The 26,352-nt window shown below is 64.8% G+C and carries 25 protein-coding genes; 13 read left to right on the top strand and 12 right to left on the bottom strand.

Translation table 11 applies throughout. The features are described from left to right. Window positions 1-47 precede the first annotated feature (47 nt). Window positions 48-2,312: an NADP-dependent malic enzyme gene (locus tag ABIC78_RS00195; RefSeq protein ID WP_354487142.1), complete on the top strand. Its 2,265-nt coding sequence runs from the start codon at window positions 48-50 to the stop codon at window positions 2,310-2,312. Window positions 2,313-2,384: 72 nt separating this feature from the next. On the opposite strand, the gene thiS is transcribed toward ABIC78_RS00195, so the two are convergent. Beyond that, window positions 2,385-3,395 carry a sulfur carrier protein ThiS gene (gene thiS, locus ABIC78_RS00190; RefSeq protein WP_309804919.1) on the bottom strand — a complete coding sequence of 337 codons (1,011 nt, stop codon included), beginning with the start codon at window positions 3,393-3,395 and terminating at the stop codon, window positions 2,385-2,387. A gap of 40 nt (window positions 3,396-3,435) precedes the next feature. Beyond that, on the bottom strand, window positions 3,436-3,810 hold the full coding sequence (locus ABIC78_RS00185) for a MerC domain-containing protein (protein WP_062783115.1): 375 nt from the start codon (window positions 3,808-3,810) through the stop codon (window positions 3,436-3,438). Between the two features lie 157 nt (window positions 3,811-3,967). On the opposite strand from ABIC78_RS00185, the gene ABIC78_RS00180 reads away from it, so the two are divergent. The 3 genes from ABIC78_RS00180 (at window position 3,968) to rpsI (ending at window position 6,263) form a co-directional block, all read left to right on the top strand. After that, window positions 3,968-5,077, top strand: a complete 1,110-nt coding sequence (locus ABIC78_RS00180) for a COX15/CtaA family protein (RefSeq protein ID WP_169041631.1) — start codon at window positions 3,968-3,970, stop codon at window positions 5,075-5,077. Between the two features lie 158 nt (window positions 5,078-5,235). Continuing rightward, window positions 5,236-5,715 carry a 50S ribosomal protein L13 gene (gene rplM, locus ABIC78_RS00175; RefSeq protein WP_022675321.1) on the top strand — a complete coding sequence of 160 codons (480 nt, stop codon included), beginning with the start codon at window positions 5,236-5,238 and terminating at the stop codon, window positions 5,713-5,715. 2 nt (window positions 5,716-5,717) lie between these two features. Then, window positions 5,718-6,263 carry a 30S ribosomal protein S9 gene (gene rpsI, locus ABIC78_RS00170; RefSeq protein ID WP_022675320.1) on the top strand — a complete coding sequence of 182 codons (546 nt, stop codon included), beginning with the start codon at window positions 5,718-5,720 and terminating at the stop codon, window positions 6,261-6,263. 107 nt (window positions 6,264-6,370) lie between these two features. Here the strand turns inward: rpsI and ABIC78_RS00165 are convergent, their stop codons facing one another. The 4 genes from ABIC78_RS00165 to coaBC form a co-directional block, all read right to left on the bottom strand. After that, window positions 6,371-7,474, bottom strand: coding sequence for a helix-turn-helix transcriptional regulator (locus ABIC78_RS00165; RefSeq protein WP_354487136.1), 1,104 nt, complete (start codon window positions 7,472-7,474; stop codon window positions 6,371-6,373). A gap of 76 nt (window positions 7,475-7,550) precedes the next feature. Next, complete coding sequence (locus tag ABIC78_RS00160; protein WP_354487134.1) at window positions 7,551-8,684, bottom strand: aminotransferase class I/II-fold pyridoxal phosphate-dependent enzyme; 1,134 nt, start codon at window positions 8,682-8,684, stop codon at window positions 7,551-7,553. An 8-nt stretch (window positions 8,685-8,692) separates the two neighbouring features. Continuing rightward, window positions 8,693-9,172 carry a dUTP diphosphatase gene (gene dut, locus ABIC78_RS00155; protein WP_354487132.1) on the bottom strand — a complete coding sequence of 160 codons (480 nt, stop codon included), beginning with the start codon at window positions 9,170-9,172 and terminating at the stop codon, window positions 8,693-8,695. Next, window positions 9,169-10,416 (bottom strand): bifunctional phosphopantothenoylcysteine decarboxylase/phosphopantothenate--cysteine ligase CoaBC, encoded by a 1,248-nt coding sequence (coaBC, locus tag ABIC78_RS00150; RefSeq protein WP_354487130.1) that lies wholly within the window; start codon window positions 10,414-10,416, stop codon window positions 9,169-9,171. The genes dut and coaBC overlap by 4 nt, the downstream gene beginning before the upstream one ends. Window positions 10,417-10,567: 151 nt before the next feature. On the opposite strand from coaBC, the gene ABIC78_RS00145 reads away from it, so the two are divergent. Together ABIC78_RS00145 and ABIC78_RS00140 are read left to right on the top strand one after the other, a co-directional pair. Continuing rightward, window positions 10,568-10,987 (top strand): hypothetical protein, encoded by a 420-nt coding sequence (locus tag ABIC78_RS00145; RefSeq protein WP_062783100.1) that lies wholly within the window; start codon window positions 10,568-10,570, stop codon window positions 10,985-10,987. Window positions 10,988-10,993: 6 nt separating this feature from the next. After that, window positions 10,994-11,398: a hypothetical protein gene (locus tag ABIC78_RS00140; RefSeq protein ID WP_022674587.1), complete on the top strand. Its 405-nt coding sequence runs from the start codon at window positions 10,994-10,996 to the stop codon at window positions 11,396-11,398. A 101-nt stretch (window positions 11,399-11,499) separates the two neighbouring features. Here the strand turns inward: ABIC78_RS00140 and ABIC78_RS00135 are convergent, their stop codons facing one another. The 3 genes from ABIC78_RS00135 to ABIC78_RS00125 are packed head-to-tail and all read right to left on the bottom strand — an operon-like array spanning window position 11,500 to window position 15,020. After that, on the bottom strand, window positions 11,500-12,636 hold the full coding sequence (locus ABIC78_RS00135; RefSeq protein WP_354487127.1) for an acyltransferase family protein: 1,137 nt from the start codon (window positions 12,634-12,636) through the stop codon (window positions 11,500-11,502). Then, window positions 12,633-14,267, bottom strand: a complete 1,635-nt coding sequence (gene ubiB, locus ABIC78_RS00130) for a 2-polyprenylphenol 6-hydroxylase (protein WP_084390759.1) — start codon at window positions 14,265-14,267, stop codon at window positions 12,633-12,635. Before ubiB ends, ABIC78_RS00135 begins: the two co-directional genes overlap by 4 nt. A gap of 15 nt (window positions 14,268-14,282) precedes the next feature. Continuing rightward, a complete protein-coding gene (locus ABIC78_RS00125) occupies window positions 14,283-15,020 on the bottom strand; it encodes a class I SAM-dependent methyltransferase (protein WP_354487125.1) in 738 nt (245 codons plus the stop codon). Between the two features lie 60 nt (window positions 15,021-15,080). Here ABIC78_RS00125 and mutM point away from each other — a divergent pair, with 60 nt between their 5' ends. Both mutM and ABIC78_RS00115 read left to right on the top strand, forming a co-directional pair. After that, window positions 15,081-15,893, top strand: coding sequence for a bifunctional DNA-formamidopyrimidine glycosylase/DNA-(apurinic or apyrimidinic site) lyase (gene mutM / locus ABIC78_RS00120; protein WP_354487123.1), 813 nt, complete (start codon window positions 15,081-15,083; stop codon window positions 15,891-15,893). A gap of 135 nt (window positions 15,894-16,028) precedes the next feature. Then, window positions 16,029-17,801, top strand: a complete 1,773-nt coding sequence (locus ABIC78_RS00115) for a diguanylate cyclase (protein ID WP_354487121.1) — start codon at window positions 16,029-16,031, stop codon at window positions 17,799-17,801. Between the two features lie 281 nt (window positions 17,802-18,082). Here ABIC78_RS00115 and ABIC78_RS00110 read toward each other — a convergent pair whose 3' ends face one another. The 3 genes from ABIC78_RS00110 to ABIC78_RS00100 form a co-directional block, all read right to left on the bottom strand. After that, window positions 18,083-18,982, bottom strand: a complete 900-nt coding sequence (locus ABIC78_RS00110; RefSeq protein WP_354487119.1) for an HNH endonuclease — start codon at window positions 18,980-18,982, stop codon at window positions 18,083-18,085. Window positions 18,983-19,359: 377 nt separating this feature from the next. Next, window positions 19,360-20,208 (bottom strand): hypothetical protein, encoded by an 849-nt coding sequence (locus tag ABIC78_RS00105; RefSeq protein ID WP_354487117.1) that lies wholly within the window; start codon window positions 20,206-20,208, stop codon window positions 19,360-19,362. 77 nt (window positions 20,209-20,285) lie between these two features. Next, window positions 20,286-20,906 carry a DUF2026 family protein gene (locus tag ABIC78_RS00100; RefSeq protein WP_354487115.1) on the bottom strand — a complete coding sequence of 207 codons (621 nt, stop codon included), beginning with the start codon at window positions 20,904-20,906 and terminating at the stop codon, window positions 20,286-20,288. 128 nt (window positions 20,907-21,034) lie between these two features. Here ABIC78_RS00100 and ABIC78_RS00095 point away from each other — a divergent pair, with 128 nt between their 5' ends. The 5 genes from ABIC78_RS00095 (at window position 21,035) to ABIC78_RS00075 (ending at window position 26,305) form a co-directional block, all read left to right on the top strand. Then, on the top strand, window positions 21,035-21,808 hold the full coding sequence (locus ABIC78_RS00095; protein WP_354487113.1) for a hypothetical protein: 774 nt from the start codon (window positions 21,035-21,037) through the stop codon (window positions 21,806-21,808). A gap of 217 nt (window positions 21,809-22,025) precedes the next feature. Continuing rightward, window positions 22,026-22,214, top strand: a complete 189-nt coding sequence (locus tag ABIC78_RS00090) for a hypothetical protein (protein ID WP_354487111.1) — start codon at window positions 22,026-22,028, stop codon at window positions 22,212-22,214. After that, complete coding sequence (locus ABIC78_RS00085; RefSeq protein WP_354487109.1) at window positions 22,211-23,356, top strand: phosphoribosyltransferase-like protein; 1,146 nt, start codon at window positions 22,211-22,213, stop codon at window positions 23,354-23,356. The genes ABIC78_RS00090 and ABIC78_RS00085 overlap by 4 nt, the downstream gene beginning before the upstream one ends. Window positions 23,357-23,537: 181 nt before the next feature. Then, complete coding sequence (locus ABIC78_RS00080) at window positions 23,538-24,689, top strand: reverse transcriptase family protein (RefSeq protein ID WP_354487107.1); 1,152 nt, start codon at window positions 23,538-23,540, stop codon at window positions 24,687-24,689. Between the two features lie 131 nt (window positions 24,690-24,820). Next, on the top strand, window positions 24,821-26,305 hold the full coding sequence (locus ABIC78_RS00075; RefSeq protein WP_354487105.1) for an ApeA N-terminal domain 1-containing protein: 1,485 nt from the start codon (window positions 24,821-24,823) through the stop codon (window positions 26,303-26,305). Window positions 26,306-26,352: the final 47 nt, after the last annotated feature.

The raw sequence follows: 26,352 nt of genomic DNA, 5'->3' as shown, positions 1-26,352 counted from the left end.
ATGTGCAAGGGGGCAAGACGAGTTTCCAGTCTGCCGGGAGTGCGCGAATGTCCGAGGAAAGCAACGTCCGTTTCACCGAACGCGAAGCGCTTTTCTATCACAACACGATCCGGCCTGGCAAAATCGAGATCATCGCCTCCAAGCCGATGGCCACGCAGCGCGATCTCAGCCTGGCCTATTCGCCCGGCGTGGCCGTGCCGGTGCTGGCCATCGCGGACAATCCCGCCACGGCCTATGACTATACCGCCAAGGGCAACCTGGTGGCGGTGATTTCCAACGGCACCGCCATCCTGGGCTTGGGCAATCTGGGTGCCTTGGCGTCGAAGCCGGTGATGGAAGGCAAGGCGGTGCTGTTCAAGCGCTTTGCCGATGTCGACTCGATCGACATCGAACTCGCCACCGAAGACCCCGAAGCATTTATCGAGGCCGTCGCCCTGATGGAGCCCAGCTTTGGCGGGATCAACCTGGAAGACATCAAGGCCCCGGAATGCTTCATCATCGAGCAGGCCCTGCGCGAGCGGCTGAAGATTCCGGTGATGCACGATGACCAGCACGGAACCGCGATCATCACCGCCGCCGGCCTGCTCAATGCCTGCCACCTGACCGGCCGCGCGATGTCCGAGGTCAAGGTCGTGGTCAACGGCGCGGGCGCGGCGGCGATTGCCTGCACCGAGCTGATCAAGGCCATGGGCGTGCGCCACGACAACGTGATCATGTGCGACCGCACGGGCACGATCTATCGCGGCCGTACCGACAGCATGGACCAGTGGAAGAGCGCGCACGCCGTCGATACCCCGGCCCGCACCCTGGAAGAGGCGCTCGATGGCGCCGACATTTTCCTGGGCCTGTCGGCGGCCGACGCGCTCAAGCCCGATTGGGTCAAGAAGATGGCGCCGCAGCCGATCATCTTTGCGATGGCCAACCCCGATCCCGAAATCAATCCCGACGCGGCCAAGGCCGTGCGCCCGGATTGCGTGATCGCCACCGGCCGTTCCGACTATCCCAACCAGGTCAACAACGTCCTGGGTTTCCCGTACATTTTCCGCGGCGCGCTGGATGTGCAGGCCACCGCGATCAACGAGGAAATGAAGATCGCCGCGGCTTCTGCGATCGCCGAACTGGCGCGCGAGCCGGTGCCCGAGGAAGTGGCTGCCGCCTATGGCAAGAACCACCAGTTCGGCCTGGACTACATCATTCCCGCCCCGTTCGATCCGCGCCTGATGGAGCGGGTTTCCTCGGCCGTGGCCAAGGCGGCGATGGAAACCGGCGTGGCGCGCAAGGCGATCGAGGATTTCGAAGCCTATCGCGAAAGCCTCAAGGCGCGGCTCAACCCAACGACCTCGGTGCTCACCAACGTCTATGCCAGCGTCAAGCAGAACCCCAAGCGGGTGGTCTTTGCCGAGGCCGAGCAGGAAGTGGTGCTGCGCGCCGCGATCCAGTTCCGCGATTTCGGATATGGCACGCCGGTGCTGGTCGGCCGCACGCAGGGCGTGCTCGACAAGCTTTCGGAACTGGGCGTGTCCAACCCGTCCAGCTTTGAAATCCACAACTCCAATGTCTCGCCGCTGGTCGAAGACATGGTCTCCTACCTCTATCCGCGCCTGCAGCGCCGGGGCTTCCTGGAACGCGACGTGCGCCGCATGGTCAACAACGATCGCAACGTGTTCGCCTCGCTGCTGCTGGCGCTGGGCCATGCCGACGCGATGATCACCGGCACGACGCGGCCATTTGCGCAGACCATGAAGGAAATCCGCCGCGTGCTGGGGCCCAAGCCCGGGCACCTGCCGTTCGGTGTTCACCTGATGGTGGGCAAGAACCGCACGGTGTTCCTGGCCGATACCACGGTCAACGAACGCCCCAACGCCGAGGAACTGGCCGATATCGCTATCGAGACGGCCGCCGTTGCCCGCCGCATGGGCCACGAACCGCGCGTGGCGTTCCTGTCGTATTCCACGTTCGGCAATCCCTACGGCAAGTGGCTCGATGCACTGCGCGATGCGGTGGCGATCCTCGATGAACGCCAGCCGGGCTTTGAATACGAAGGCGAAATGGCGCCCGATGCCGCGCTCAACCCGCGCATCATGCAGACCTATCCGTTCTGCCGCCTGTCTGGCCCGGCCAACGTGCTGATCATGCCTGGTCTGCAATCGGCCAATATCTCGGCCAAGCTGCTGCGCGAGCTGGGCGGCAACGCCATGATCGGCCCGATGCTGCTCAACATGGAAAAGCCGGTGCAGATCGCCCCGATGACGGCAACTGCACCCGACCTGCTGACCCTGGCGGTGCTGGCTGCGGCAGGCATCACCGCCTGACAGGGCTGAAGACAAAAAAGGGGGCGCAGGCCATGCGGTCTGCGCCCCCTTTTTTGTGCAAGTTTGATCCGATCAGATCAGCCCGGCGAGCGGGCTCGACGGATCGGCATAGCGGCGCGTGGCCATGCGGCCGGCAAGATAGGCATCGCGCCCGGCCTCGACTGCGGCCTTCATCGCACGGGCCATGCGGATCGGGTCTTTGGCCTCGGCAATGGCGGTGTTCATCAGCACGCCGGTGCAGCCCAGTTCCATCGCCACGGCGGCATCGCTGGCCGTGCCCACGCCGGCATCGACCAGCACCGGCACCTTGGCCCCTTCCACGATCAGGCGGATCATTACCTTGTTCTGGATGCCCAGGCCCGAGCCGATCGGCGCGCCCAGCGGCATGATCGCCACCGCGCCGGCTTCTTCCAGCTGGCGCGCGGCGATCGGGTCGTCGGCGCAATAGACCATCGGCAGGAAGCCTTCCTTGGCCAGCACTTCGGTGGCGCGCAGGGTTTCGCGCATATCGGGATAGAGCGTGCGCGCCTCGCCCAGTACTTCCAGCTTGACCAAGTCCCAGCCGCCCGCCTCACGCGCCAGGCGCAGCGTGCGGATGGCGTCTTCGGCGGTGAAGCAGCCCGCGGTATTGGGCAGGTAGGTGACCTTGCGCGGATCGATATAGTCGGTCAGCATCGGCGCCTTGGGGTCCGACACGTTGACCCGGCGCACCGCGACGGTGACGATTTCCGCGCCCGAGGCCGCCAGGGCGGCCGCGTTCTGGGCAAAATCCTTGTACTTGCCGGTGCCCACGATCAGGCGCGAGCGGAAGGTGCGGCCGGCCACCGTCCAGGTATCGTCCGGCGCCGCACCATCGCCATCGCCACCACCGACGAAATGCACGATCTCTAGCACGTCGCCATCGGCAAGCGGCACCTGCGCCAGGGTGGAGCGGGGCACGATATCGCCATTGCGCTCCACGGCCACCTTGGCCGGATCGAGGTCCAGGGTGCGCACCAGATCGGCAATCGTGCCGGGAGCAGCGCGGCGCGGTTCGCCGTTGAGCGTGAGCGACAGGGTCGAGCTTTGCGGGTTCGTGGCCATGGCTGCGTGCTTTAACGACGGCACGGCATGGTGCAAGGCTTCAGCAGGCATTCCGCCGCATGTTGACCACATGGGCAGAGGCTACCAGCAGCACGCCGGCGATGGTCAGTACCGATTCGGCCGCGCCGTGGCCGACCATCACCGCCGCCGTCATCAGCGCCAGCCCGGCCAGGCCCAGCGTCAACGGCAGGCGATGGCCGTGGCGCAGCGCGCCCATGCCGATCGTGGCGGCACTGATCACGATCGCCAGGACGAGGCCGATGTGATGGATTTCGGGGTTGAGCAGCACGCCGCCGCCCAGGCCCAGCACGCCAACCAGGAACAGCCCGGCCAGGCAGTGAATCATGCACAGCCCCGAGAGGATCACGCCGAAACGGTCGAGCCGGCTGCGCAGGGTGAGGAGTGCCTGGTTCATGGCGCGCATATATGTAATGTTGTATCATGATTCAAGGGTTTTGACGGAAGGCCGTTGGAGCCCCGTGGGAAGGACCACTGGCGGCCAGTCGCAAAACCGCGCTTCCCCCAAATGCCACTTGCGCGGCCTGGCGCAAGGCGCGAGAGAACGGCCCATGATGGCTTCCCGCACTGCTCCGCCTGCATCGGCGCCCCATGCTTCTGCCACGCCGCGCGCGCCTGCCACCCAGGCGGTTCCGACGCAGGGCCTTGTGCGCTGGCTGGCCGTGGTGGCCGCGATGATCGTGGCGATCGTGGTGGTGGGCGGCATTACCCGGCTGACCGAATCGGGCGTGTCGATCACCGAATGGAACGTGGTGTCGGGCGCCTTGCCGCCTCTGACTCAGGCGCAGTGGCAGGCCGAATTCGATGCCTATCGCCAGACCCCGCAATATATCCTGGTCAATGGCCCGGCGGGCATGACGCTGGCGACCTACAAGTTCATCTTCTTCTGGGAATGGGTGCACCGCCTCTTGGCGCGCACCATCGGCCTGGCGTTTGCTGTGCCGCTCGCCTGGTTCTGGCTACGCGGCAGGATCCCGGCCGGCTATGCGCCGCGGCTGCTTGCGCTGCTGGCGCTGGGCGCGTTGCAGGGCGCGGTGGGCTGGTGGATGGTCAAGTCCGGCATCGTCCACGATGTGAAGGTCAGCCACTATCGCCTGGCGACCCACCTGGGCGTGGCGCTGTTCACCCTGGCCGGGATCGTGTGGACCATGCTCGACCTGCGCGCGCTGGCGCGGGGAGAGGCGCGGGCGCGGCTGACGGGCCTGGGCGCACTGGCGCTGGGCATGCTGGCGCTGCAACTGGTCTATGGCGCATTCCTGGCCGGCCTGCGCGCGGGCGTGGTCGCGGGCGCCGGCTGGTTTTCGTGGGATGCCTGGCCATTGATGCAGGGCAGCTTCTTTCCCGCCGGCGTGGAATGGGCGCGGGGCGCCTGGGCCACGCTGACCGGCGATCCCTATCTCGTGCACTTCTTCCACCGCTGGTGGGCCTGGGCGGTGGTGGCCGTGTTGGTGGTGATGGCCCGCCGGCTGCGCCGGGCAGGGCAGCGCCGGGCCTCCATCGCCATTCACAGCGCTTTTGGCACGCAGGTGCTGCTGGGCATCGCCACGGTCTATAGCGGGGTTTCGCTGTGGCTGGCGGTGCTGCACCAGCTGTGCGGCGCGATCCTGCTGATCTGCACGGTGTGGGGGGCGCATGCCCTCGGCCGGGTCAAAAACGCGGCCTGATCAGCGCATTTTTGGGAGAGGTATTATTTTACCTCTCCGCAAAGGCCCGGTTTGCTTGACTCTTGGGGCGCTTTGCAACAAAGGCGCGGTTCTTCACCCCGTTTGTGCCAAGTCTGGCACGCGATGGGGTAACCCATCATCCAGGGAACCGAACAGCCATGAAGGCTCTCAGCAAGGTCACCCGGTCGATCAAGCCGGCCGAGGTGGAAAAGAACTGGCATCTTATTGATGCCGAAGGCCTGGTGGTCGGCCGTCTGGCCGTCATCATCGCCAACCGTCTGCGCGGCAAGCACAAGCCCAGCTTCACGCCCCACGTCGATTGCGGCGATCACGTTGTCGTGATCAACGCCGACAAGGTGCGCCTGACGGGCAACAAGCTCAAGGCCAAGACCTATTACAAGCACACCGGCTACGCCGGCGGCATCAAGGAAGTCACCGCGGACAAGGTCCTGGGTGGTCGCTTCCCCGAGCGCGTGCTGGAAAAGGCTGTTGAGCGCATGATCCCCCGTGGTCCGCTCGGCCGCGCCCAGATGCGTGCGCTGCACCTCTATGCCGGTACCGAACACCCGCATGGTGGCACCCAGCCGGTGGCGCTCGACGTCGCCTCGATGAACCGCAAGAACAAGGTGGGTGCCTGATCATGGCCGATAACGACACCGTCTCGAGCCTGGCCGACCTCAAGAACCTGACGTCTGCCGCTCCCGCTCCTGCTGCTGCCGAAGCGCCCGCCGCCGAAGGCGACGCGCCGGTTGCTCCCGCTGCTCCCACCGCCCCGCTGCGCGATCGCGAAGTCGACGCTTTCGGTCGCTCCTATGCCACCGGCCGCCGCAAGGATGCCGTGGCCCGCGTGTGGCTCAAGCCCGGCAGCGGCAAGATCGTGGTCAACGGCCGCGACCAGGAAGTGTACTTCGCCCGTCCGACCCTGCGCCTGGTGATCAACCAGCCGTTCCAGGTTTCTGACCGCGAAGGCCAGTACGACATCATCGCCACCGTCAAGGGCGGCGGTCTGTCGGGCCAGGCTGGCGCCGTGAAGCACGGCATCGCCCAGGCTCTCTCGAAGTTCGAACCCGCGCTGCGCGGCGCCGTGAAGGCCGCCGGCTTCCTCACCCGCGACAGCCGCGTGGTGGAGCGCAAGAAGTATGGCCGCGCCAAGGCACGCCGCAGCTTCCAGTTCTCGAAGCGCTGATCGCGCTTCGACTGGCGGTTCTCGAACCGCCAGGCACGCTTCGGCAAAGAACGCATCAAGGGCTGGCCTTCGGGCCGGCCCTTTTTGTTTGCGGGTTTAGGCGCGGGTCAGCATGCCCCGTCCGCATCGGCCGGGCTGCGCAGCGAGGCGAGCAGGACGGCCAGTTCGCTCTGGCGGGTCACGCCGGTCTTGGCGAAGACGTGCTTGAGCTGGGTGCGCACGGTGGCGGGCGAGGCGGCGTGGCGCTGGGCGATATCGGTGGGGGACAGGCCCTGGGCCACCGCGCGGGCGACGCGGGCTTCGGCCGGGGTCAGGTCGAACAGCGCGCGGATCAGGTCGGCGCCCGGCACGCTGGGATTGCCGGCGCTGGCCAGGATGATCACCGCGCCGGCGCTGTCAAAGGCATCGTGGCCAGCCCCGCGCAGCGGCACGAGGTGCAGCGCATGGCGGGCCAGGCCGGCCGCGTCGCGCAAGGGCAGCGAGGCACCGCCGGGGTTGCCGCTGCCGGCTTGCAATCCCACGATCGCGGCGCGCAATTGGCTGTCGCAGGCAGGGTGCAGGGCGCGCAGGGCGCCGGCGCGCTGGGTCAGCAGGTGGTCCATCGCCTGGGTGAAAAGGGCGTTCATCGCCTCGATCCGGCCAACCGGATCGATCACCGCCGCTGCCACGCTCACCAATTCCAGCGCACCGACTGCGGCCGACAGGCGCTGCATCCGCAATTGTGCGCTCAGCGCCAGGGCGCGGGCGAGGTGCGGCCGCAGACTGTCGAGCTGCCGCGCCGCCGTGCGCGAGGCGGCATGGCTGGAAAAGCCTTCCACTGCCAGGATCAGGCCATCGTCCCCCGCGCCCTGAACCAGCGTTGCCGCGCCGGCGTCGGCACGGTGCGGCGTGAGGAATTGCGCATAGATTGGCAGCGTCGCCAGTTCTTGCGAGGTGTGCAGGTCGCTGTCGGTCAGGAAGCCGGGATGCGCGCCGCGTTCCATCAGGCGGCCCACGCGCGTGTTGTGGGCGTTGAAGCCCTGCTCCATGAACGCCTCGGTCATGGCGCGCACGCCATCGGTGGAGGTGATCGCCATGCCTTGCGGGCCGATGCGGATCAGGTTGCTGCCTTGTGCGCCCAATCGCTCGGCCAAGGACTGCAATACCGCCAGCCAGCGTTCGGGCACGGCCGCCGCTTCATAGATATCCCCGATCAACCCCGCATCGAACATGCCCGCTAAATTACCTGCCCACCCGTTCCCCACAGGCAGGTTAGCGCAGATTGTTACAGGAAAACAGCCGGCTTGATCAGAGCTTCCGCTTTTCGAGATAGGCGCGGAAGGCCGCGATGCTGTCGGGCACGTCGGCCCGGCCAAAGCCGATACGGAACCGGTCAGTGGGGACAGGGCCCAGTTCGGAATGATAGATGCCCGAAGGCAGCAACAGCACGCCGGCCTGGGTCACCAGGTCTTCGCAGAACGCGTCCACCGTACCCGGTCCGCGCCAGCGCGGATAGCCCACGCAGCCGCCATCCGATCGCGTCCATTCGAACAAGTGCGGATAATCGGCAAAGAATGCATCGAGCAGTGCAAGGTTGGCGCGCACCAGGGCGTTGTTGCGCCCAACGATGCGCTCGCCTGCACGCAGGGCGATGATGCCCAGCGCTTCGCTCGGCGCAGAGTTGCAGATCGACAGGTAGTGCTTCATCCGCTCCATGCGTGAGAGCAGTTCCTGATCCTGGCAGGCGATCCAGCCGATGCGCAGGCCGGGCAGGCCATAGGCCTTGGACAGCACATTGAGCGACAGGCCGCGCTCATAGATATCGGCCACTTGCGGCAGGTGCCGCGCCGGGTCGGGGCCGAGCAGGCGATAGACCTCGTCACTGAAGATCCAGATGCCATGGCGGCGGCACAGCGCCACCAGCCCATCGAGCGTGGCGCGATCGGGGATGCAGCCGGTGGGATTGTGCGGGAAATTGATCGACACCAGCCGCGTATTGGGGCGGATGGCGGCGGCCACGCGATCGAGATCGAGCCGCCAGCCCTGGTCGGGATCGAGCGGCACCCCCGTGACGGCGCAAAGCGAGAGCGGCACGGTTTCGGCGGCCTGGTAATTGGGCGTGATGACGATGGCGTGATCGTCTGCCCCCAAGAGCACGTGGTTGGCGACATAGATGCCTTCCTCCGCGCCGGCAAAGCACAGCACGTTGTCGGCCGCCATGGCATCATAGGTGCGGGCGATTTCCGCGCGCAGCACCGGCGCGCCGAACGTCTGGGTATAGCCCAGCCATTGCGCGTCGAAGGCGGCGGCATCGGCCGGATCGGCCAGCGCCAGCAGTTCGCGCACGGTCATGCTCTGCGCGTCGGACGCGGTCAGGTGGTGGCGGGCGGCAAATTCCCAGTGCGAGAAATAGGCCTCCAGGCGGAAATCGGGCAGGTTCATGCGCGCGCTCAATTGCCCAGGGCCACAACGCCACCGGTCGAGCCAAAGCCACCAGCCCCGCGCGCGGTGTCATCCAGTTCGCCCACCTCGAGCCAGGTGCCACACACCACCGGCGCCAGCACCAGTTGCGCCACGCGATCGCCGCGCTGGATCGAAAAGCTTTCGCTGCCGTGGTTGATCAGGATAATCTTGAGTTCGCCGCGATAGTCGCTGTCGATCGTGCCGGGGGCATTGGGCACGGAAATGCCGTGCTTGAGCGCCAGGCCAGAACGCGGCCGCACCTGGATTTCAAACCCGTACGGGATCGCCAGGGCCAGGCCCGTGGCCACGGCATGGCGGGCGCCCGGCGCCAGGTCCAGATCCTCGGCCGCAACCACGTCCATCCCGGCAGCACCATCGGTGGCATAGGCGGGCAGGGGCAGCCCCTCGCCATGCGGCAGGCGCTTGAACATGATGGGGACCGGGCTGGAATGCGATGAGACGGTCATGCGGGGGTTCCGTTGGCAAGTGTGTGGGCGATGCGGGCGACGATGGCCTGGGCCACGGCGTCCTTGGGCATTTCGGGGAGGCTGTCCACGCCCTCGGCATCGATGATGTGGACGGTGTTGGCCATCCCGCCCATGACGTCGCCCGAAACGTCGTTGGCCACGATCCAGTCTGCCCCCTTGCGCGCGCGCTTGGCCACGGCGTGGGCGATGACATCGTTGGTTTCGGCGGCAAAGCCGACCACCAGCGCAGGGCGGCGCGGATCGCGGCACAGCGTGGCCAGAATATCGGGATTTTCTACCAGGGCGAGCGGCGGCGGGGTGCCACTGCCATCCTTCTTGAGCTTGTGCGCGGGGGCATCGGCGGTGCGCCAATCGGCCACGGCCGCCACCATCACCGCCACGTCTGCAGGAAGGGCTGCGTTGACCGCCGCGGCCATCTCGCGCGCGGTTTCTACGTCCACACGATCAACGCCGGGCGGCGTCGGCAGCGTGACCGGCCCGGCCACCAGCGTCACGCGCGCGCCGGCCTGTGCGGCGGCGGCGGCGATGGCAAAGCCCTGCCGCCCGCTCGATCGGTTGGCGATATAGCGCACCGGATCGATCGGTTCGTGGGTAGGGCCGGCCGTCACCAGCACATGGCGCCCGGCGAGTGGGCCAGGGGTGGGCATGGGCAGGGGCGTTGGCGCAGCGAACGGGTTGGCATGGCCTTCCAGCTGTGCCTGGATCGCCGCCCAGATCGCCTCGGGTTCGGGCAGGCGGCCGGGGCCGAATTCGCCACAGGCCATCGCGCCGACATCGGGTTCCAGCACGGTCACGCCCGATGCGCGCAAGGTGGCGACATTGCGCACGGTGGCGGCATGTTGCCACATGCGCACGTTCATCGCCGGCACGGCCAGTACCGGCTTGTCGGTCGCCAGTAGCAGCGTGGTGGCAAGATCGTCGGCAATGCCGGCGGCCATGCGCGCCAGCAGATCGGCCGTGGCCGGGCACACCACCACCAGGTCTGCCTGGCGCGACAGCTGGATATGGCCCATTTCCACTTCGTTCTTCAGATCCCACAGCGTGGTGTGCACGGGATTTTCGCTGAGCGCGGCCAGCGTCATCGCCGTCACGAAATGGGCGCCGCCCTCGGTCAAGACGCAGGTGACATCGCCCCCGCCCTTGCGGATCAGGCGGACGAGTTCGCAGGCCTTGTAGGCGGCAATGCCGCCTCCGACGATCAGCAGGATACGCGTGGATGGCATGACGCGGCTTGTGCCGCCTTGCCGCGGCAGGCGCAAGGTTTTGCGCCAGGATGGGGCGAAAACGGCGGATTTGCGTCGTTCATTTTCTTTGCAAGCCGTCCGAAAGTTTGTCAGACTTGCGACAAATAGAACAGGGCGTTGGAGAGACTCGATGCGTGTGGTGCTGACCGCGCTCGTGCTGCTGGCCGGGCTGGTGGATCTGATCATTGTCGGCTCTTCGCTGCTGACGCCGCATGATGGCGCCGAACTGGCGCGCGCGGCGCATGGTCTTTCGATCATCCGCGCGCATTGCACCTCGTTTTTCAGCGTGGCCGCCGTGGCGATGATCGCCGGCGCACTTTGGCGCAACGGCGATCTGCTGCTGGTACCCACGTTCATCTTCATCGGCGCCCTGGCCGAACGGCTGGTCAATCTCGTCGCCTTCGGCACCTATGCCAACTGGCTGCTGCCGATGGTGCTGGACGTGGCGCATATTGCCCTGCTGCTGGGCGCGCGGCACGCATTCCGCCAGGCTGAGGAAGACGCGGTGCCTGCACCTGCCCCCGCGCCGCACCGCGCCAACCTGGCCTGAACCGCGATGCCGATCCGCTTTGCCCTGACGGCGCTGGTATTCCTGCTCGGCCTGTTCGATGTCTTCATGGCCGCTTCGTTCCTGTTCACGCCCCACGCCGGTGCGGCCATCCTGGGTGTGAGCGCGGCGGTTCCGGCCGGCTGGGCCACGATCCGCGCCGATTTCACCGCATTTTTCGGCGTGGCGGCGCTGTGCATGATGGTTGGCGCCTGGCGCCGCAACGGCGACCTGCTGCTGGTGCCGGGCCTGCTGTTTGGCGTCGCGCTGATTGGCCGGGCGCTCGATCTGGCGCTGGTTGGCGCCTATCCTGGATGGGCCCAGCCGATGGCGGTGGAAGCCTTGCACGTGATCGTGCTGGGTGCCGCATGGCGCATCCTGCCGCACCATCGCGTGGGGGAATTGGCAGGGTAGGGCGCTTTTTGCGCTTTGACACGCTCAGGGCGAACGGAGCCGGAGTGCAAGGAACTGGCTCCGATCCCCTTTCGGGCTGAGCTTGTCGAAGCCCGCCAGCGCTACGCCCGAGCCGCCTTGCCACTCCATCGCCCCGCCCAGCGCAGCACCGCCTTTTGCGCCGGGCGTTCGATCCAGCGGTGCGAGGCAAAGCCGGCCGCCACGGACGCCACCAGGAAGAAGATCAGGAATGCAGGTTGCTGCGCGATGGCGCGGCTACCCAGCGTGGCATCGATCAGCAGCACCAGCGCCACCTGCATCGGGAAATGCCACAGGTAGATGCCATAGGACGCCTCGCCCCACTGCCGGCCAAAGGCGAGCAGGTCGCGCTTGTCGGCCAGGTCGATCGCCAGCGTGGCAAACAGCACGGCAAAGGTTCCGGCCAGGATCGTGGCGTCTTCGGCGTGGTAGCGGGTGGTGGCGATCCAGGCGGCGGCAACGCAGGCCACTGCGCTGCCCAGCAGCACCGGCACCGGCAGCCAGCCCCTGAGCGCGGCGGCATAGACCGCCACGCCCATGAAGAAATAGCCGATGCAGGTCAGCACCGGCTCGTCGGGCCAGCCCAGGAAGAACAGGCGCAGGACGATCACGGCCACTGGCAAGGACACCAGCAAAGGCGCGCGGCGCATCGCCGGCAACAGCACCCAGAACGCCGCATAGGCGAGGATCTCGGTGGAAAGCGACCAGCTTGGGCCGTTGAACGACTGGTTGTGCTGCCAGCCCCAATAGTGCGCCAAGGGGATGGAAAGCAGGAAATGCTTCCAGTCCTGCTCGTGATAGATGAACGCCGTGCCGTTGATGTGGGTATAAAGCGCCTGCAACCCGGCCACGAGCACCAGCGTCAAGAGGTGCAGTGGCCACAGGCGCGCCACGCGGGCCAGCCAGAACCGCTGCATCGCCGTGCTGTCGGCAAAATAGACATGGGCAAAGACAAAGCCCGAGACCGCCCAGAAATACTGCACCGCCATGTGGCCATAATCGAACAGCCAGCGCAGCGGGTGATAGAGCGGGATCATCGCGGCGCGGTTGACGTGAAAGCCATAGCCGACCGGCGGCACGAAGAAATGCTGGTAATGCCAGAACAGCACGAAGAACGCGGCAATGACGCGTGACAGGTCAAGCGCGTTGAAATGGCGCTTGGCCAGCCGCAGCCCGGGCAACGGTGCCGGGCGCGGTGCAGGACCGGCAGCCGCGTTCACGGATGGCGATGCCAATCATCGGCCGGCGGTGGCGGCGGCATATCTTGCGGATGGGGCGGATGCGGATGGTGCCAGGCCTGAAGCCCCAGCACTGCCGCTGCACCGAGGGCTGCGGCCAGGACCAACCCGGCCCAGCCGCCTGATCCGCCCTGCGCTTGGCCATCGCGGCGTTTGCGTTCCCACATCAGGTCCACGTGCGGAAGCGGCGGGGCTTCGGGCGCACCGCCCTTGGGCGGGAAGCGTTCCTCGATCCGGCGGATCAGCGCCGGCACGCGCAGCAGCGTGGCGGCATCGTCCTGCACGCGCTGGGCAATCGCGGCTTCCGGCCCCAGTTCGTCGCGTATCCAGTTGCGCACGAACGGCGCTGCCGTTTCCCACATGTTGATATCGGGGTCGAGCTGCTGCGCGATCCCTTCGACCATGACCATGGTCTTTTGCAGCAGCAGCAGGTGCGGCTGGGTCTGCATGTCGAAATCGCGGGTGATGGCAAACAGCCCGTCGAGCATCTGGCCGACCGAAAGGTCTTTCACCGGGCGGCCGCGCATCGGCTCGCCCACCGCCCGCAGCGCCGTGGCAAACTCGTCCACCGAGTGATAGCTCGGCACGTATTGCGCTTCGAAATGGATTTCGGCCACGCGCTTGTAGTCGCCCGTGGTCAGGCCATAGAGAATTTCGGCCAGCCACTGCCGCGCCTGGCGATCGATCCGGCCCATGATGCCGAAGTCGATCGCGGTGATCGTGCCATCGGCCTCCACGAACAGGTTGCCCTGGTGCATGTCGGCATGGAAATAGCCGCCGCTGATCGCCTGGGTCAGGAAGGCCAGGACCAGGCGGCTGGCCATTTCCTTGCGATCGTGGCCGGCGGCATCGATCGCGTCGAGATTGCTGATCTTGACGCCATCGATCCAGTCCAGCGTCATCACGCGGCCATTGGTGCGGTCCCAATCGATGCCGGGCACGCGATAGCCGGGAAAGGCGTGCATCGCATCGGCCAGTTCCGACGCGCTGGCCGCCTCGCGGCGCAAGTCCACCTCGCGCGCGGTCCAGCGCTTGAAATTGGCGATGATCAGGCGCGGGCGCAGGCGCCCGGCCTCGCCACCCAGCGCCTCCAGGTGCGCGGCGGCCCATTCATAGGTCTCGATATCGCGGGCCAGCTTTTCGCGCACGCCGGGGCGCAGCACCTTGACCGCCACCTTGCGCCCGTCGACCGTCCACGCCTGGTGGACCTGCGCGATCGAGGCGGCGCCGACGGGTTCTTCGTCAAAGCGCGAAAACAGGCTTTCTAGCGGGCGTTCGAAACTCGTTTCGATCTCGCGCCGGATCAGCGCGAAATCGACCGGGGGCAGCTTGTCCTGCAGGGCGAGCAGATTGCGCGCCGCTTCCTCGCCCACCAGGTCGGGCCGGGTGGCCAGCGTCTGCCCCAGCTTGATCGCCGCCGGGCCGATCGCGCGAAAGGCACCGGCATAATCGGGCACTACCGGCTGGCGCGTGCCGAACCGGGCGATGCGGCACAGCCGGCGTACCGGCGCCGGCGTGTTGGGGCTTTCTTCCAGCAGGCGCAATGCGCCGTGGCGCGCCAGGATGCGGCCCCAGCCCAGCAGGCGGCGGATGTGGGTGGCAGGACGGGTCACGGCAAAGGCGCTCGCTTAGACTTTCCAGCCAGAGTGGATCGCCACCAGGCCACCAAGGATCGGTTCCACCTTGGTGTGGCGGAACCCGGCGGCTTTGATCATGCCTTCGAATTCGTCCATCTTGGGAAAGCGACGGATCGATTCGATCAGATAGCGATAGGATTCGGCATCGCCGGCAATGGCCTGGCCGATCTTGGGCACCAGCTTGTGCGAATAGGCGTCATAGACTTCGGCAAAGCCGGGCCACTGCGTGGTGGAAAATTCCAGGCAGAAGAACCGCCCGCCGAACTTGAGCACGCGGTGCGCCTCGGCCAGGGCCTGGTCGATGCGGGTCACGTTGCGGATGCCGAACGCGATCGTATAGGCATCGAAGAAGCGATCCCCGAACGAGAGTTCCTCGGCATTCTGGCGCGACCATACCAGGCCGTCGATGCCGCGCTCCATCGCCCGCTCGATGCCCACGTCGAGCATGTCCTGGTTGATGTCGGAAACCGTGATCGCGGCGCCCTCGCGCGCCATGCGAAAGGCGATGTCGCCCGTGCCGCCGGCCATGTCGAGAATCTGCTCGCCCTCGCGCGGTTTCACGCGGGCGACGAAGCGGTCCTTCCACACGCGGTGCATGCCGACCGACATGGCATCGTTCATCACGTCGTACTTTTTGGCGACGCTGGAAAACACCGCACCGACGCGGGCGGTCTTTTCCTCAGGGGTGACGTCCTCGTAACCGAAGGACACGCTATCCGGGCTGGTCATGGTTCAGGGCCTTTAAAGGGGAATTGCCGCAGGCGCAAAGCATGATAGCAGGAGCGCACGATGCCCGAACTACCAGAGGTTGAAACCACCGTTCGCGGGCTGGCGAGCATTCTTGCCGGCGAGACGATTTCCCGCGTATCCGTGCGCCGCGCCGATCTGCGCCGTCCGTTTCCGCCAGACCTGGCACAGGCGTTGACCGGCGCGCGGGTCAGCGGGCTGTCGCGCCGCGCCAAATATGGCCTGATCCACACCGACCGCGCACGCACCATGGTGTTTCACCTCGGCATGTCGGGGCGCTGGCGAATCGACCCTGACGAGATCGGCAAGCACGATCACCTGGTGCTGGAAACCGGCAACGGGCATGTCCTCGCGCTCAACGATGCGCGGCGTTTCGGCTCGGTTGACCTGGTGGACGACGACGCGCTCGATGCCTGGGCGCCGTTCGCCGCGCTGGGGCCCGAACCACTGGGGTCGGGGTTGACCGCGCAGCACTTGGCCCGCGCCTTTGTCGGCCGCATTGCCGCGATCAAGCTCATGCTGCTCGACCAGCGGATCGTCGCCGGGCTCGGCAACATCTATGTGTGCGAGGCGCTGCACCGCGCGCGCATCCATCCCGAGCGCGAGGCTGGCACGGTCTCGCTGCCCGCGCTCAAGCGGCTGGTGCCGGAAATCCGCGCCGTGCTCGAAGAATCGATCGCGGCGGGCGGCTCGACCCTGCGCGATTATGCCCGGCCCGATGGCGAGCTGGGATATTTCGCCAAGGATTTCCTCGTCTATGGCCGCGAGGGCGATCCATGCGCCTGCGGCCGGCCAGTGGCGCGCGTGGTGCAGGGCGGCCGATCGACGTTTTTTTGCAGCGTGTGTCAAAAGTAACATTGCCGAGGTCGATTTCTCTTTAGCGGCTCGTCTGTTACACCACGCCTTCGGGTCAAAACAGGTTGGGTTGCCTTGGTCGGATCGCTGTCTCATCGTATCCTTTTGCTGTGTGCGGCGCTGGCCGGGCTGATCATGATTCTGGCTGGCGCCCTGCTGGCCGTGACGGTGCAGATGCACAACAACCTCGGCTGGCTCGATCACTCGTCGCGCGTGCTGCGCACGGCCAACCATGCGCTCGGCAGCCTACGCGTGGCCGAATCCGGCCAGCGCGGCTTTACCTTGACGCACAACCCAGATTTCGCCCGCGCGGTTGGCCCGGCCTTGGCGGCGGCACGGCGCGACAGTGCGGAACTGGTCACCCTGACGACCGACAACGGCGAACAGAACGAGCGGGCGCGCCAGTTGCAGGTGCTGGTCAATGGCCGCGCCGATACGCTGGAGGCGACCGCCAACCTGGCGCGCCGCGGCGCGTTCGACCAGGCGCGCGAGGCGACAGCGGCCGGGCGCGGGCTGGAACTGATGCAATTGGTCGATGCCAAGGTGAACGACCTGCTGCTCGACGAGCGGGCGCTGGCGGCCGATCGCATGGCAGCGGTGGAGCAATTGCTGCGGGTCACGCGCTGGCTGGTCATTCTCGGCACGCCGTTGACACTGCTGATGCTGGCGCTGGTGGCGCGCTCGCTGATCCTGCGCATCCGCCGCCCGGTGGGGGCGATGCTGGCGGTGATGGGCGATCTTGGCGCCGGGCAGCGCCACGCGCGCATTTCGGGCGAAATGGGCTCGCGCGAGTTCGAGCGGCTGGCTAGTGGCTACAACGCCATGGCCGATGAACTGCAACGCGCCGTGGCCAACCAGGCCGAGGCGGCCGAAAACCTTCAGGCGGCCAATGCCGCGCTCAGCCACAATGCCGATACCCTGCGCGAACGGGGCGAGGTGATCGAGATCCTGGGCGGCATGGCGCATCGCATGCAGGCCGCGCGCACCGACGATGAACTCGCCGCGATCATCCGCGTGTTCGTGCCACGCGTGCTGCCGCAGATTCCCGGCGCGCTGTTCGTGCACAACAATTCGCGCAACCTGCTGGTGCCCACGGCCACCTGGGGCGGGCTGGAATCGGAACAGGCCGGCTTTGCCCCCGAAGAATGCTGGGCGCTGAGGCGCGGGCAAAGCCATTATGTGGACGAGCCCGGCTCTGACATCGTGTGCCCGCATGTCGGCGCCGGGGCCGATCACTACCACTGCGAACCGCTCCTGGCCGGTGGCGAGGTGATCGGGGTGCTCTATCTCAAGGGCACGATCGGCACCGAAAGCCGCTTTCGCCTGGCAGTGTTGAGCGAGAATATCGCTTCGGCCCTGGTCAACCACCGCCTGCAGCGCGGCTTGCGCGAGCAGACCATCCGCGATCCGCTGACCGGGCTGTTCAACCGCCGCTATCTAGAAGAAACGCTGGCCCTGGAAATGGCCCGTGCCTCCCGCTCGGGCGCGCCGCTGACCGTGGTGATGTGCGATATCGACCACTTCAAGCGCTTCAACGACGAATTCGGCCACGATGCCGGTGACCAGGTACTGCAGACGGTCGCGGCCGAACTGCGCCGCCGCTTCCGCGATGGCGATGTGGTCTGCCGCTTTGGCGGCGAGGAGTTCGTGGTGATCGCGCCAGCGACGGACGCCAACGTGCTGTCCGCCAGGGCGGAAGAAGTACGCCAGGCGATCAGCCTGCTGACCGTGCGCCAAGGCGAACGCGCCCTCGGTTCGGTCACCATGTCGTTCGGCCTCGCCACTTGGGCGCCGGGCATGGACCGCGAAGGCGTGGCCCTGCTCAAGGCCGCCGACGCCGCACTCTACGCCGCCAAGCGCGACGGCCGCAACCGCCTGGTAATCGACCCGCAAGCCCTGGCGGCCTGAGGCATCGGCCTGCTGCACAGATGGCGCGGTAGCGGGAATCCAATTGGTAAACTAACAATTTGTTATGATTTCAGTATGTTGTGTGATTCGGAAATCGGTCCATCACCCGTGCCCCTGTCAAGGAAAATGTGACCCGGTTCGGTTCTCACGAGCTGGGAATCCAATGCCCGATTCGGCTGAGTCGCAGACCATATCTTCGCGCCTCATTCCGTCGCCGATTGGCACCGGAGCAGGGGAACAAATTCGGTACGACTGCCGCCCAGAAAAATGCAGCAGCAGCTTCAGAGCTTGAAGCGCTGCTCCCGGTGCCACCTGACAAATTGCGGATGCGGGCGATCAGCTTCGCGCTGTGGCAGCAAGATTCGGCCAGTGGCATTGATGACCGATCGGATGCTGTCAGGATCATTGGCCTGCCGCGAAATCATGATGCGCATGTCGTCGTCCAGTCCGATCAGACCTCGGTCGAACATCCAATGTGCGGTGCCGGAAAGGGCCAAGCCGTTGCTCACAATGTCAGGCCCACTAGCTTCCACGGGGCGGATGTGAGCGGCCTCAACTTCGGCCCGCCCGCCACCGTTGATGAGCTTTAGCCCGGTGACGGCACAGCGTTCATCATAGGCTCGCAACACAATTCGGCGAAACACGCGATCGCGCACTACGCGGGAAACGATAGCGGAAACGCGTTCCCTCGCCTCATCGAAAACAAAGGGGGCTGACTCTTCACGAACAATCTGTTCGTCGATTAGGAAATCTGTCCGTGGCAGCAGCGGCTTCTCATCAGCCAGTCCGGCTGCCACGATACGATTGAAGTCGCTGGAAGACACGCCTCGAACGGCGGCTTGAGCTCGCCCGGAAATGGCTCCAACCTCGTTGAGCAGACCGCGTTCGACCGGCCCATTTTCATCAGAAAACGGAACAGGGCTTGCGAAATCCAGATAGCTGCCGGGCGAGATCAGAGCGAGGTACATGCCGGACGTTGTCGGGTCGGCGATGATACGCTCGACTTTGGCCACTGCGTAGTAGCCTCGCGTGCCTGTAACCTTTCTCGGCTCGTAGTAAATAATCCAGTCGCCGACGCAGGCTCGGGCGCGCTCCAGATACTGTTTCGGAAACTGGTATCGCTCGGCCGGGGTGTCGTCGTAGATCGAATCAGACCGATGGATGAAAACGCCGAATGCCATGACAGAAAGATAGCCTGAAAGCAGCCTGTCGAAAAAGGTTAAAGTTCGCGGCTTAAGACTGGGTAGTACGACGTTGCAGCCTTATTGGCTGCCGATCGAATTGTGTTGTTCGGGTGTGAGCCGCCAACGGCGGGCGAGCATCAGTCAGGGAATTGCCGCCCTCAAACCGGACGTTCGCGGGGCGAATCCCGCTCCCGAAAGCAGTCTTTCGTTCATCGGCATTACGGATTCTCTGATCGGCGCCCTCTGATCCATCTCCTACGTGTCCGGTGTTAGGCAAGAGGGCAGATTTGACGCTCCCGTTTGACCGAATCGATGCCGCGGTCTGCACTCGCCGAGATCTCGGTCGTCGGGCGCCAGACGCGCTGGCCCGGTCCCTAGGCTTGTGGCGCGATGCCCTCGAATTTGGCGGATGCCACTGCCAGCGCCGCAATCAACCCGGGGGTCTTGGGAAGCATATCGGCCTTGGCCTGGCCGCCCAACGCGCGGACGACGCGATCGAATAGCCATCCGAGCTTCATCCAGACCTTGGGATCTTCGGTGCTCGTCAGTTCCATGCTGAGACGGTTCGCGACGCTCGACAAAGCCGTGCCGCCGCTGACCATAACCGGCTGACTTTGGATTTTTGCTCCGGAGAGCTCGTTGAACCGATCAAGCGTTTGCTGCTGGATGGGCAGCTCTCGCTGAATTCGGTCCCAGAATCTCGGGCTGAACGGATCTAGGAACTGTTCTTCGCCCAGGCTAATGAAATCGGTGCCGATCGGGGCCTCCATCGCCAGCGGATCGAGCAGGACCCGAGGGAATTGGGCTAGCTTGCTTTCCAGATGATAGGCGCGGTTGAGCGCCGGGCCAAAGACAATATGCTCGTCATGATAGAGGTTGCCGATGGTGACGCCGCCGCGCATCCAGAACCCATGGACTGCAAGGCCAAGCTGGGTGATCGCCAGGCTCTGCAGGAGCCAGTGCACTTCGCCCGGCTCGAACGGCTTGCTGAAGACCACATTGTCGGAGAAGGTCGTTATGCGCGCCCCTGCATCGCCGACCTGTGCCGCAGTGGCATTGAACATCCGGACCGCTGACGCGAGCCTGCCGATATGGCGTGGATCCTCTCCGGCGGTGTCGATCTCATTCTTCCAGCCCAGGATATCGAAGAAGAAGACGAGCCTCTTCTCGTAGTGGACCTCTCCGAAGCAAAGTTCCGTCTCGTCCAGGATCATCTCATCCACTCGCTGCTCATTGTTCGGCCGGACAATCTCGGACCGTCACGGGTCGCAAGGGGCCGGGCAAGGGCGCGCACCCGTCTCTACCAAGCGCCATTCGCGGTCGTGTTCGCGAGCGCGAGATGCGTCACCGTCCCCTTTTCGTCGGCCATCGCGAAGGTCGGCGCCTGGCGCGCGCGCCGCTTTCCGTACCATGCAGTCGCGACGTTAAGCAGGTCAGCGTTGAGCTGGCGGTCGAAGAAATGGTCAGTCAGCTCCTGGGTGAGATCGGGATTGGGATAGTAACGAAAGTCGCCGGCCTGGCGCAGTGCGTCGAGGCTGGGCGCCTCGTCCTCTAGGCGCCTCTGCATCATCTTGCGTGGCAGCGGGGCCGCGCCGGGCCTGGCGGCGAATGCCTCCCGATAGATGGGGGCCATGAAGTCGAAAACATGAGTTTTAGTCTGGACCCACATGTGGAAGGCGTCATCCGCCGAGACCAACTGGTCTTTCTCGATCCTGCCGAAAAAGGCGATCTCCTCGGCGTCGCTCATCGCGAAGCTGAAGGCTCCAGCTACGACCCGCGCGTCGATGCCATATTCTCGGTTCAGGACATAGGCGCCGAAGGTCGCGAAGAAGGTGCAGGCTTTCTCGGCGTTTGCCTCGGGAATGCCCAGCAGGACGCCATGAACCACTTGATAGACACGATTATATTCGGTGAGCGGCAATAGAAATCTACTCATGGGCCTCCGGCGTCGCGGCAATATTGGATGCGGACAGGACGGCGACTATATCGCGGACATGGCAGGAGACTATATCGAATTGGGGCGCCGATTCCGGCGTGCGAATGAAAAGGATGAGCGTCCTTTCGTGGGGTTGTTCGATCGCAGCTTTCGGGGGGAAAGCCGCGCGGGAAGAAGGCGAAGGCCGGATGAACCAGCATAACCTGATGGTGTCGGTGCTCACCGCCGCGGGCGGCGAGCCGATCGAGAGTCATGCGGCGCCCGGCTATACGGGCAAGATCGCGGATATCCTGTCCCCGGCGGACAATGTGATCGTCGAGGTCAAGTCGCTCACCACGGATCGGGCGGCATCGGACGAGACGTCGGAGGCGGTTGGAGAGATGTTTTCGCGCCACACGCATATGGGAGCACCTGTAATATTCGGCACTGTGACGGTGAAGTTGCATGATCTACCGTACGCGATCGCCATGAACACGCTGCGGATCGCTGGCAAAAGGGTCTTGGCCGAGGCGAAAGCCGCGAACACGCAGCTTAAAGCGACGAAGGCTGCGCTGGGTCGGCCAGAGGCGATGGGGCTGCTGGCCCTGATCACCCCGCCTTTTCGGCTGGATCGGCATTCGATCGTGGCCCTTGTGGGAGACGCGATGCGGGACAATCGGTGCCGGTCCATCGATCAACTCTTCCTGGTCGAAACCCCCCTCGCGGCGCCCGAGCCTTATCGTCGGCGGGGAAACAGCTTTATGTCTTTGCATTCGCGACCCGATGCTGATCGAATCCTACCTCAGCATCTCGCCGAAGCGATCGGGCGCGCCTGGGGCAAGATCACCGGGCAATCGGCGGGCCGCGGAAATGAAGAGGATTATCACCGCTTCGGAGCGACATCTTGAACCGCTCTCATATCGGACATTCAGCTGTGAGTATCTGCTCCCTGCAACCTGCCTTTCGTTAACCCATCGGGTCCTGCGCTGCGTTCGCCCGACCCTGGGGAATTCTCGACGCTCGCACGCGACATGTGGGACTGCAGCTATTGTCAGAAGCCGACGTTTGACGTTCACCCTTCGACATCCCCATTGTAGACGTCGGGGACGACGATATGGTGTTCGTATGTGGCAACTATCTTTCCTTGCTTTGGAGTCCTCGGCTTCCGTTGGTCAACAGCACATTACTTTCCGTGACGAGACCTTCGAGGCGCACCACAACCCAGACCTGTTCTTGCTCGAAGAGTTCGGCATTAACTGGCGGCGCGCCGATGATCATGCGACGGTCTATCATGATCCGGACTGGGCGGCGTGACTGTTCCGCGCTCGGAACATCCACGCGTTGCGGCTTGGCTTGAGAATTTCGCAGTCCCGCGACGCGATACCGCGCGTTTACTCATCGATGCGCTCGAATTGATTAGCGAGACCGATCTGCGCCGCGAGATGATCGCTGCGACACTGGCCTTGTTACCGGACCTAGCTGGGCCAATCGCCGCGTTCCCTGCACGCGAAGTATCGCCCGGAGAATCCGCGCACGCGGAAGGACGGGCGGGCCGCTACCAACTCCTAGAGCCCGGGCTACCCGGCAGCGAGGCGGTGCTCGCCAACATCCTGACCGGCGTGCTGCGCGAGGGCGGCGGCTCAGCGGGGCTGCTTGGTGGCCATGGTCTTGAGAGTTTGCGCGAGCACAAGGTCCGCACGATCCTGCTACTCGACGATTTCAGCGGATCGGGCAGCCAGCTGATCAAGTTTCATAAGGCGCTCCGGCGTCACAAGACGATCCGCAGCTGGACCTCTTACCATCTGATCGAATTTCATATCCTGGCTTATGCCGCCACAGACAAGGCGGCGCGCCTACTGCGCCGGCGCTTCGGAGACGATAAGGTCCATATTCTTCGCGCCTGCCCGACCTTCGAAGGCGCCGGGTGGACGCCCGAGCAACGCGCCGAAGTGGAGGTGCTGTGCCGAGCTTCGGCGGGGCGCCGTAACAAGAACTGGGCCTTGGGCTTTCGCGACAGTCGCGCGCTGATCGCTTTCGAGCACACCGCGCCCAACAACCTGCCTTATATCCTGTGGAAGGTCGCGACCGGTTGGAACTACCTGTTCGCATATAAGGGGGTGCCTAACGACCTGCTGCGGCTGTTTACAATGCGGCCCGACCCGCCGCGCGAACCAATGGTTGGGAGCGCCGGTGCCGCCCGGCTCAGCCAGACCATCGATCTGCTCGCCCGGCGCGTCTATGAGGCCGGCAATATCGCCGAAGTGCTGCGCGTCAGCATTGCCGAGGCCGAACGCTTGCTGCGCCTTGCTCATAGCCTTGGGTTGACCAATGCCCGTCACCGACTGACCGACGCCGGCCGCGTCGAGCTCAAACGCTGGCGCGCCGCGCATCCGGTTCGGGTATTGCCTAATCGCGACCAACCCTATTATCCTAAGCAACTGAGGGCGGAGCGCTGAGCATCCAGCTTCCCCCGGCCATAAAGGCCGGACCAGGTCGCGGGGTTCCTGCGGCGGGCTGGCGCGTTGTGCTTCGCCTGGGAAACGGAGTCGCTGAGATCGACCTTAGTGAAGCGAACTTCCGCTCCGACGATGTCTGGGCTCGTCCGCTCCACTATGGCCTCCTTACGGGTCAAAGTGGATGATCAGCGCTTCGCCCCACCAATATCGCGCCGATGGTCGCGCGCGCGGCAGAGCCGAGCCGGTGCTCGATGCCGCACTCGCTCAGGCCGCAGACCCCGAACACCGAGGTGCCCCCGCGATTCTAACGCTGATGCATCTCGCCCAGCGTATGGACGTCAGCTACAAATTCCTGCGCTCGGTGATCGCCAGCAAGGAAGGCACACACTACCGCGACTTCCATATCAGCAAGCGCGATGGCGGCGGTCGGCGCATCGCGGTGCCTTCGCCCGAGCTGATGGCGGTCCAGCGCTGGATCGTCCGCGAGATCTTGCGCGACCGGCCCGTGCACCGCGCCAGCTTCGCTTATGCGCGCGGCAGCTCGATCTACGCCTGCGCGCAGCGGCACGCCGGTGCCGGCTGGCTGCTCAAGCTCGACATCCACGACTTCTTTGAAAGCATACCTGAAAAGTCGGTCTACCGCGTGTTTCGCGAGATCGGCTATGCGCGTCTGGTCTCTTTCGAGCTGGCGCGGCTCTGCACCCGCCCTTGGGTAGCGCCGCCGCGTGGGAAGCGCGCTGAGCGCAGCGTCGCAAATCACAGCCGTCGCGGCATCGAAATCTATCGCCGCGAGCTGACCGGCTATCTGCCACAGGGCGCGCCGACTAGCCCGATGCTCTCCAACCTCGTCTTCCGCGTCCTCGACGAACACCTGAGCCAGCTCGCCACCCGCCATGGGCTCATCTACACGCGCTATTCGGACGATCTGACCTTTTCCGGACCGGCCAGCGGGTTTAGCCGCGACCGCGCGACCGCGATCATCGGCGAAGTGCGCGATCTGCTTGCGACGCGTCGGTTCCGGCTGCACGAGCGAAAGATCACCATCGTGCCACCTGGTGGGCGCAAGGTCGTACTCGGCCTGCTGGTTGATCGCTCGGCGCCGCGACTCTCGCGCGAGCTGCGCGGCCGTCTCGAGGACCATGTCCGCGGCATCGAGAGATTCGGAATCGCCCCGCACGCCGCGGTGCGCGGCTTTGCCTCGGTAACCGGCATGGTCAATCATATCGCAGGGCTACTCCGCTTCGCCGGGCATATCCAACCCGCATTCGCCGATCCCCTGCGCGCGCGTTTCGCCACTGCGCTGGCCCAGTGGCGCTGGTCACCGGTCGACTGATCGCCTTGCGCTTTGGCGAGGATGGCCGGCGAATGATGATCGGGTTCCCCCCAAAGCCGGCTGACATCAAACTACCATGGCGCGTTCACGGATTCTCTTCGCACCGCTGTTAAGTGCGGCTAGGAAGGCCTATGCGCACAGCAAGCGAACTTGAAGCCGCCTATTCTCGCGAACCCGTCCGTCTACTCGCAGACGACAATAAGGGAAGTGGGGTCCTGTCGCTCTCAGGCCGCTGCACCGTTGTGACTTTAACCGCCGACAATTTTCTCAACGAACGCGACCTCGACACGGGCTGGTTCGACCTCACCCTCGAAACGAATAACGGCAGCAAAATCTTACTCCACAACGCGCTGACATCGCAGTCGGGCATGCCACATGGCGAGCGGCGCGAATGGGAGTTCACGATCTTTCCCAACATCGTTCTGTTCAACGCCGAGACCGTGCTGCCCGGTGGCCGGGTGCGCGAAATCCAGTTCACGGCTGACGGCCTCGAAGACATTTTCTACTATGAGATCGCTGAGTGGCAGTCGCTCTACAAAGCGACGCCCGACACGCTGAAGCAGGTTCGCGCCCTTCGCGATGTCGAAAGACTTTATCCGCGCGACTATGCCTATTTCTCGCCGGAAAGCGTCTACATTGTTCACAGGCTGCCACGGGTGCTGCGCGAACGGGTTGGCAATGTCACCTATGAGATATTCCTCGGGCACAGCCAAAGCCACCACCGAAAATCGCTGACCATATCCTCGGTCGCAATCGCTACGATCCGGTTCGCCGATGAGGTCTCGATCGACGAGGCACTTAACGCCGCGTGGGCATGGCGACGCTTCTTTCAGCAGATCGCCATGCGCTCGCTTCCCTTCACAACCCTGAGCTGTCGTGGAAAAACGAAGCGCGGTGACCGCCACAGTGACATCTACTTGTCGAACATGGAAACCGTGATCCCCCGGGATCGGAACGAGATGTTCGATTTCGGCCCGAGAGATGTGCCCTATGGTCAATGGAAGCACCGCAAGAAATTCGCGACCGTGATGCGTCAGTGGCTTGAGCGCGATAATAGCCGCCGTCTATTTCGCGTTCGGCTCGATCGTGTTCTCGAACGTATGCGGAAGGAATCCTCTACGAAACTCGTCGCCGATTTGTGCAGCGCAATCGAGAGCCTGAGCGAGTTGCGCGCCCCGTCCACCCTATCAGATGCGGACTTGACAGCGATCGTCGACGCCGCCGCAAAAGCCGGCACGGAGGCGACGCCGGCGGTGCCGCGCGATCGGCTGCTAGGCATTTTGTCGCTCCTCCAGCATCAAAGCCTGCCGCAGCGCCTCAAGATGCTGGCCGCGGCGATTGTATCCGAGGTGCCCAAGAAAGATGCGAAGATGGTGATCAAGATCGCACGCGATCTGCGTACCTTCGAGGCGCACGGCGATCACTGGGATGAAATGACCGTTCCTTTAGTAGCGCCTGTGCTCGACATGCTCGCCAGCATGTGTGTGTTGTGGGATCTGACGACATGCGGGATGCCGGCCTCGTTCGACGACCGCCGGCTATCCGCCTCGAGTCGGGCGCATTGGTTCGCGCAGGAAATACGCTCGCGATTATTGCAGAAAGGCGAAAAGGCGTAGCTATGTCAAAGCTGTCTGCCAGCGGGCAATTCCCCGCCGACCTGGCC

It is taken from the genome of Novosphingobium sp. 1529 (assembly GCF_040544855.1).
Classification (GTDB): Bacteria; Pseudomonadota; Alphaproteobacteria; order Sphingomonadales; family Sphingomonadaceae; genus Novosphingobium; species Novosphingobium capsulatum.
The sequence above is the reverse complement of the archived record's forward strand: the minus strand, read 5'-3'. Positions and strand labels throughout refer to the sequence as shown.

Coding starts and splice junctions, on each gene's coding strand:
- ABIC78_RS00165 (WP_354487136.1), bottom strand. CDS start 7,474: ATGTTCGATGCGGGGTTGATCGGGGATATCTATGAAGCGGCGGCCGTG.
- ABIC78_RS00145 (WP_062783100.1), top strand. CDS start 10,568: ATGCGTGTGGTGCTGACCGCGCTCGTGCTGCTGGCCGGGCTGGTGGAT.
- rpsI (WP_022675320.1), top strand. CDS start 5,718: ATGGCCGATAACGACACCGTCTCGAGCCTGGCCGACCTCAAGAACCTG.
- ABIC78_RS00195 (WP_354487142.1), top strand. CDS start 48: ATGTCCGAGGAAAGCAACGTCCGTTTCACCGAACGCGAAGCGCTTTTC.
- ABIC78_RS00095 (WP_354487113.1), top strand. CDS start 21,035: ATGAGCGTCCTTTCGTGGGGTTGTTCGATCGCAGCTTTCGGGGGGAAA.
- ABIC78_RS00140 (WP_022674587.1), top strand. CDS start 10,994: ATGCCGATCCGCTTTGCCCTGACGGCGCTGGTATTCCTGCTCGGCCTG.
- ABIC78_RS00075 (WP_354487105.1), top strand. CDS start 24,821: ATGCGCACAGCAAGCGAACTTGAAGCCGCCTATTCTCGCGAACCCGTC.
- ABIC78_RS00185 (WP_062783115.1), bottom strand. CDS start 3,810: ATGAACCAGGCACTCCTCACCCTGCGCAGCCGGCTCGACCGTTTCGGC.
- ABIC78_RS00115 (WP_354487121.1), top strand. CDS start 16,029: ATGATTCTGGCTGGCGCCCTGCTGGCCGTGACGGTGCAGATGCACAAC.
- ABIC78_RS00180 (WP_169041631.1), top strand. CDS start 3,968: ATGGCTTCCCGCACTGCTCCGCCTGCATCGGCGCCCCATGCTTCTGCC.
- ABIC78_RS00160 (WP_354487134.1), bottom strand. CDS start 8,684: ATGAACCTGCCCGATTTCCGCCTGGAGGCCTATTTCTCGCACTGGGAA.
- coaBC (WP_354487130.1), bottom strand. CDS start 10,416: ATGCCATCCACGCGTATCCTGCTGATCGTCGGAGGCGGCATTGCCGCC.
- ABIC78_RS00090 (WP_354487111.1), top strand. CDS start 22,026: ATGTGGCAACTATCTTTCCTTGCTTTGGAGTCCTCGGCTTCCGTTGGT.
- thiS (WP_309804919.1), bottom strand. CDS start 3,395: ATGGCCACGAACCCGCAAAGCTCGACCCTGTCGCTCACGCTCAACGGC.
- ABIC78_RS00080 (WP_354487107.1), top strand. CDS start 23,538: ATGATCAGCGCTTCGCCCCACCAATATCGCGCCGATGGTCGCGCGCGC.
- rplM (WP_022675321.1), top strand. CDS start 5,236: ATGAAGGCTCTCAGCAAGGTCACCCGGTCGATCAAGCCGGCCGAGGTG.
- ABIC78_RS00125 (WP_354487125.1), bottom strand. CDS start 15,020: ATGACCAGCCCGGATAGCGTGTCCTTCGGTTACGAGGACGTCACCCCT.
- dut (WP_354487132.1), bottom strand. CDS start 9,172: ATGACCGTCTCATCGCATTCCAGCCCGGTCCCCATCATGTTCAAGCGC.
- ABIC78_RS00110 (WP_354487119.1), bottom strand. CDS start 18,982: ATGGCATTCGGCGTTTTCATCCATCGGTCTGATTCGATCTACGACGAC.
- mutM (WP_354487123.1), top strand. CDS start 15,081: ATGCCCGAACTACCAGAGGTTGAAACCACCGTTCGCGGGCTGGCGAGC.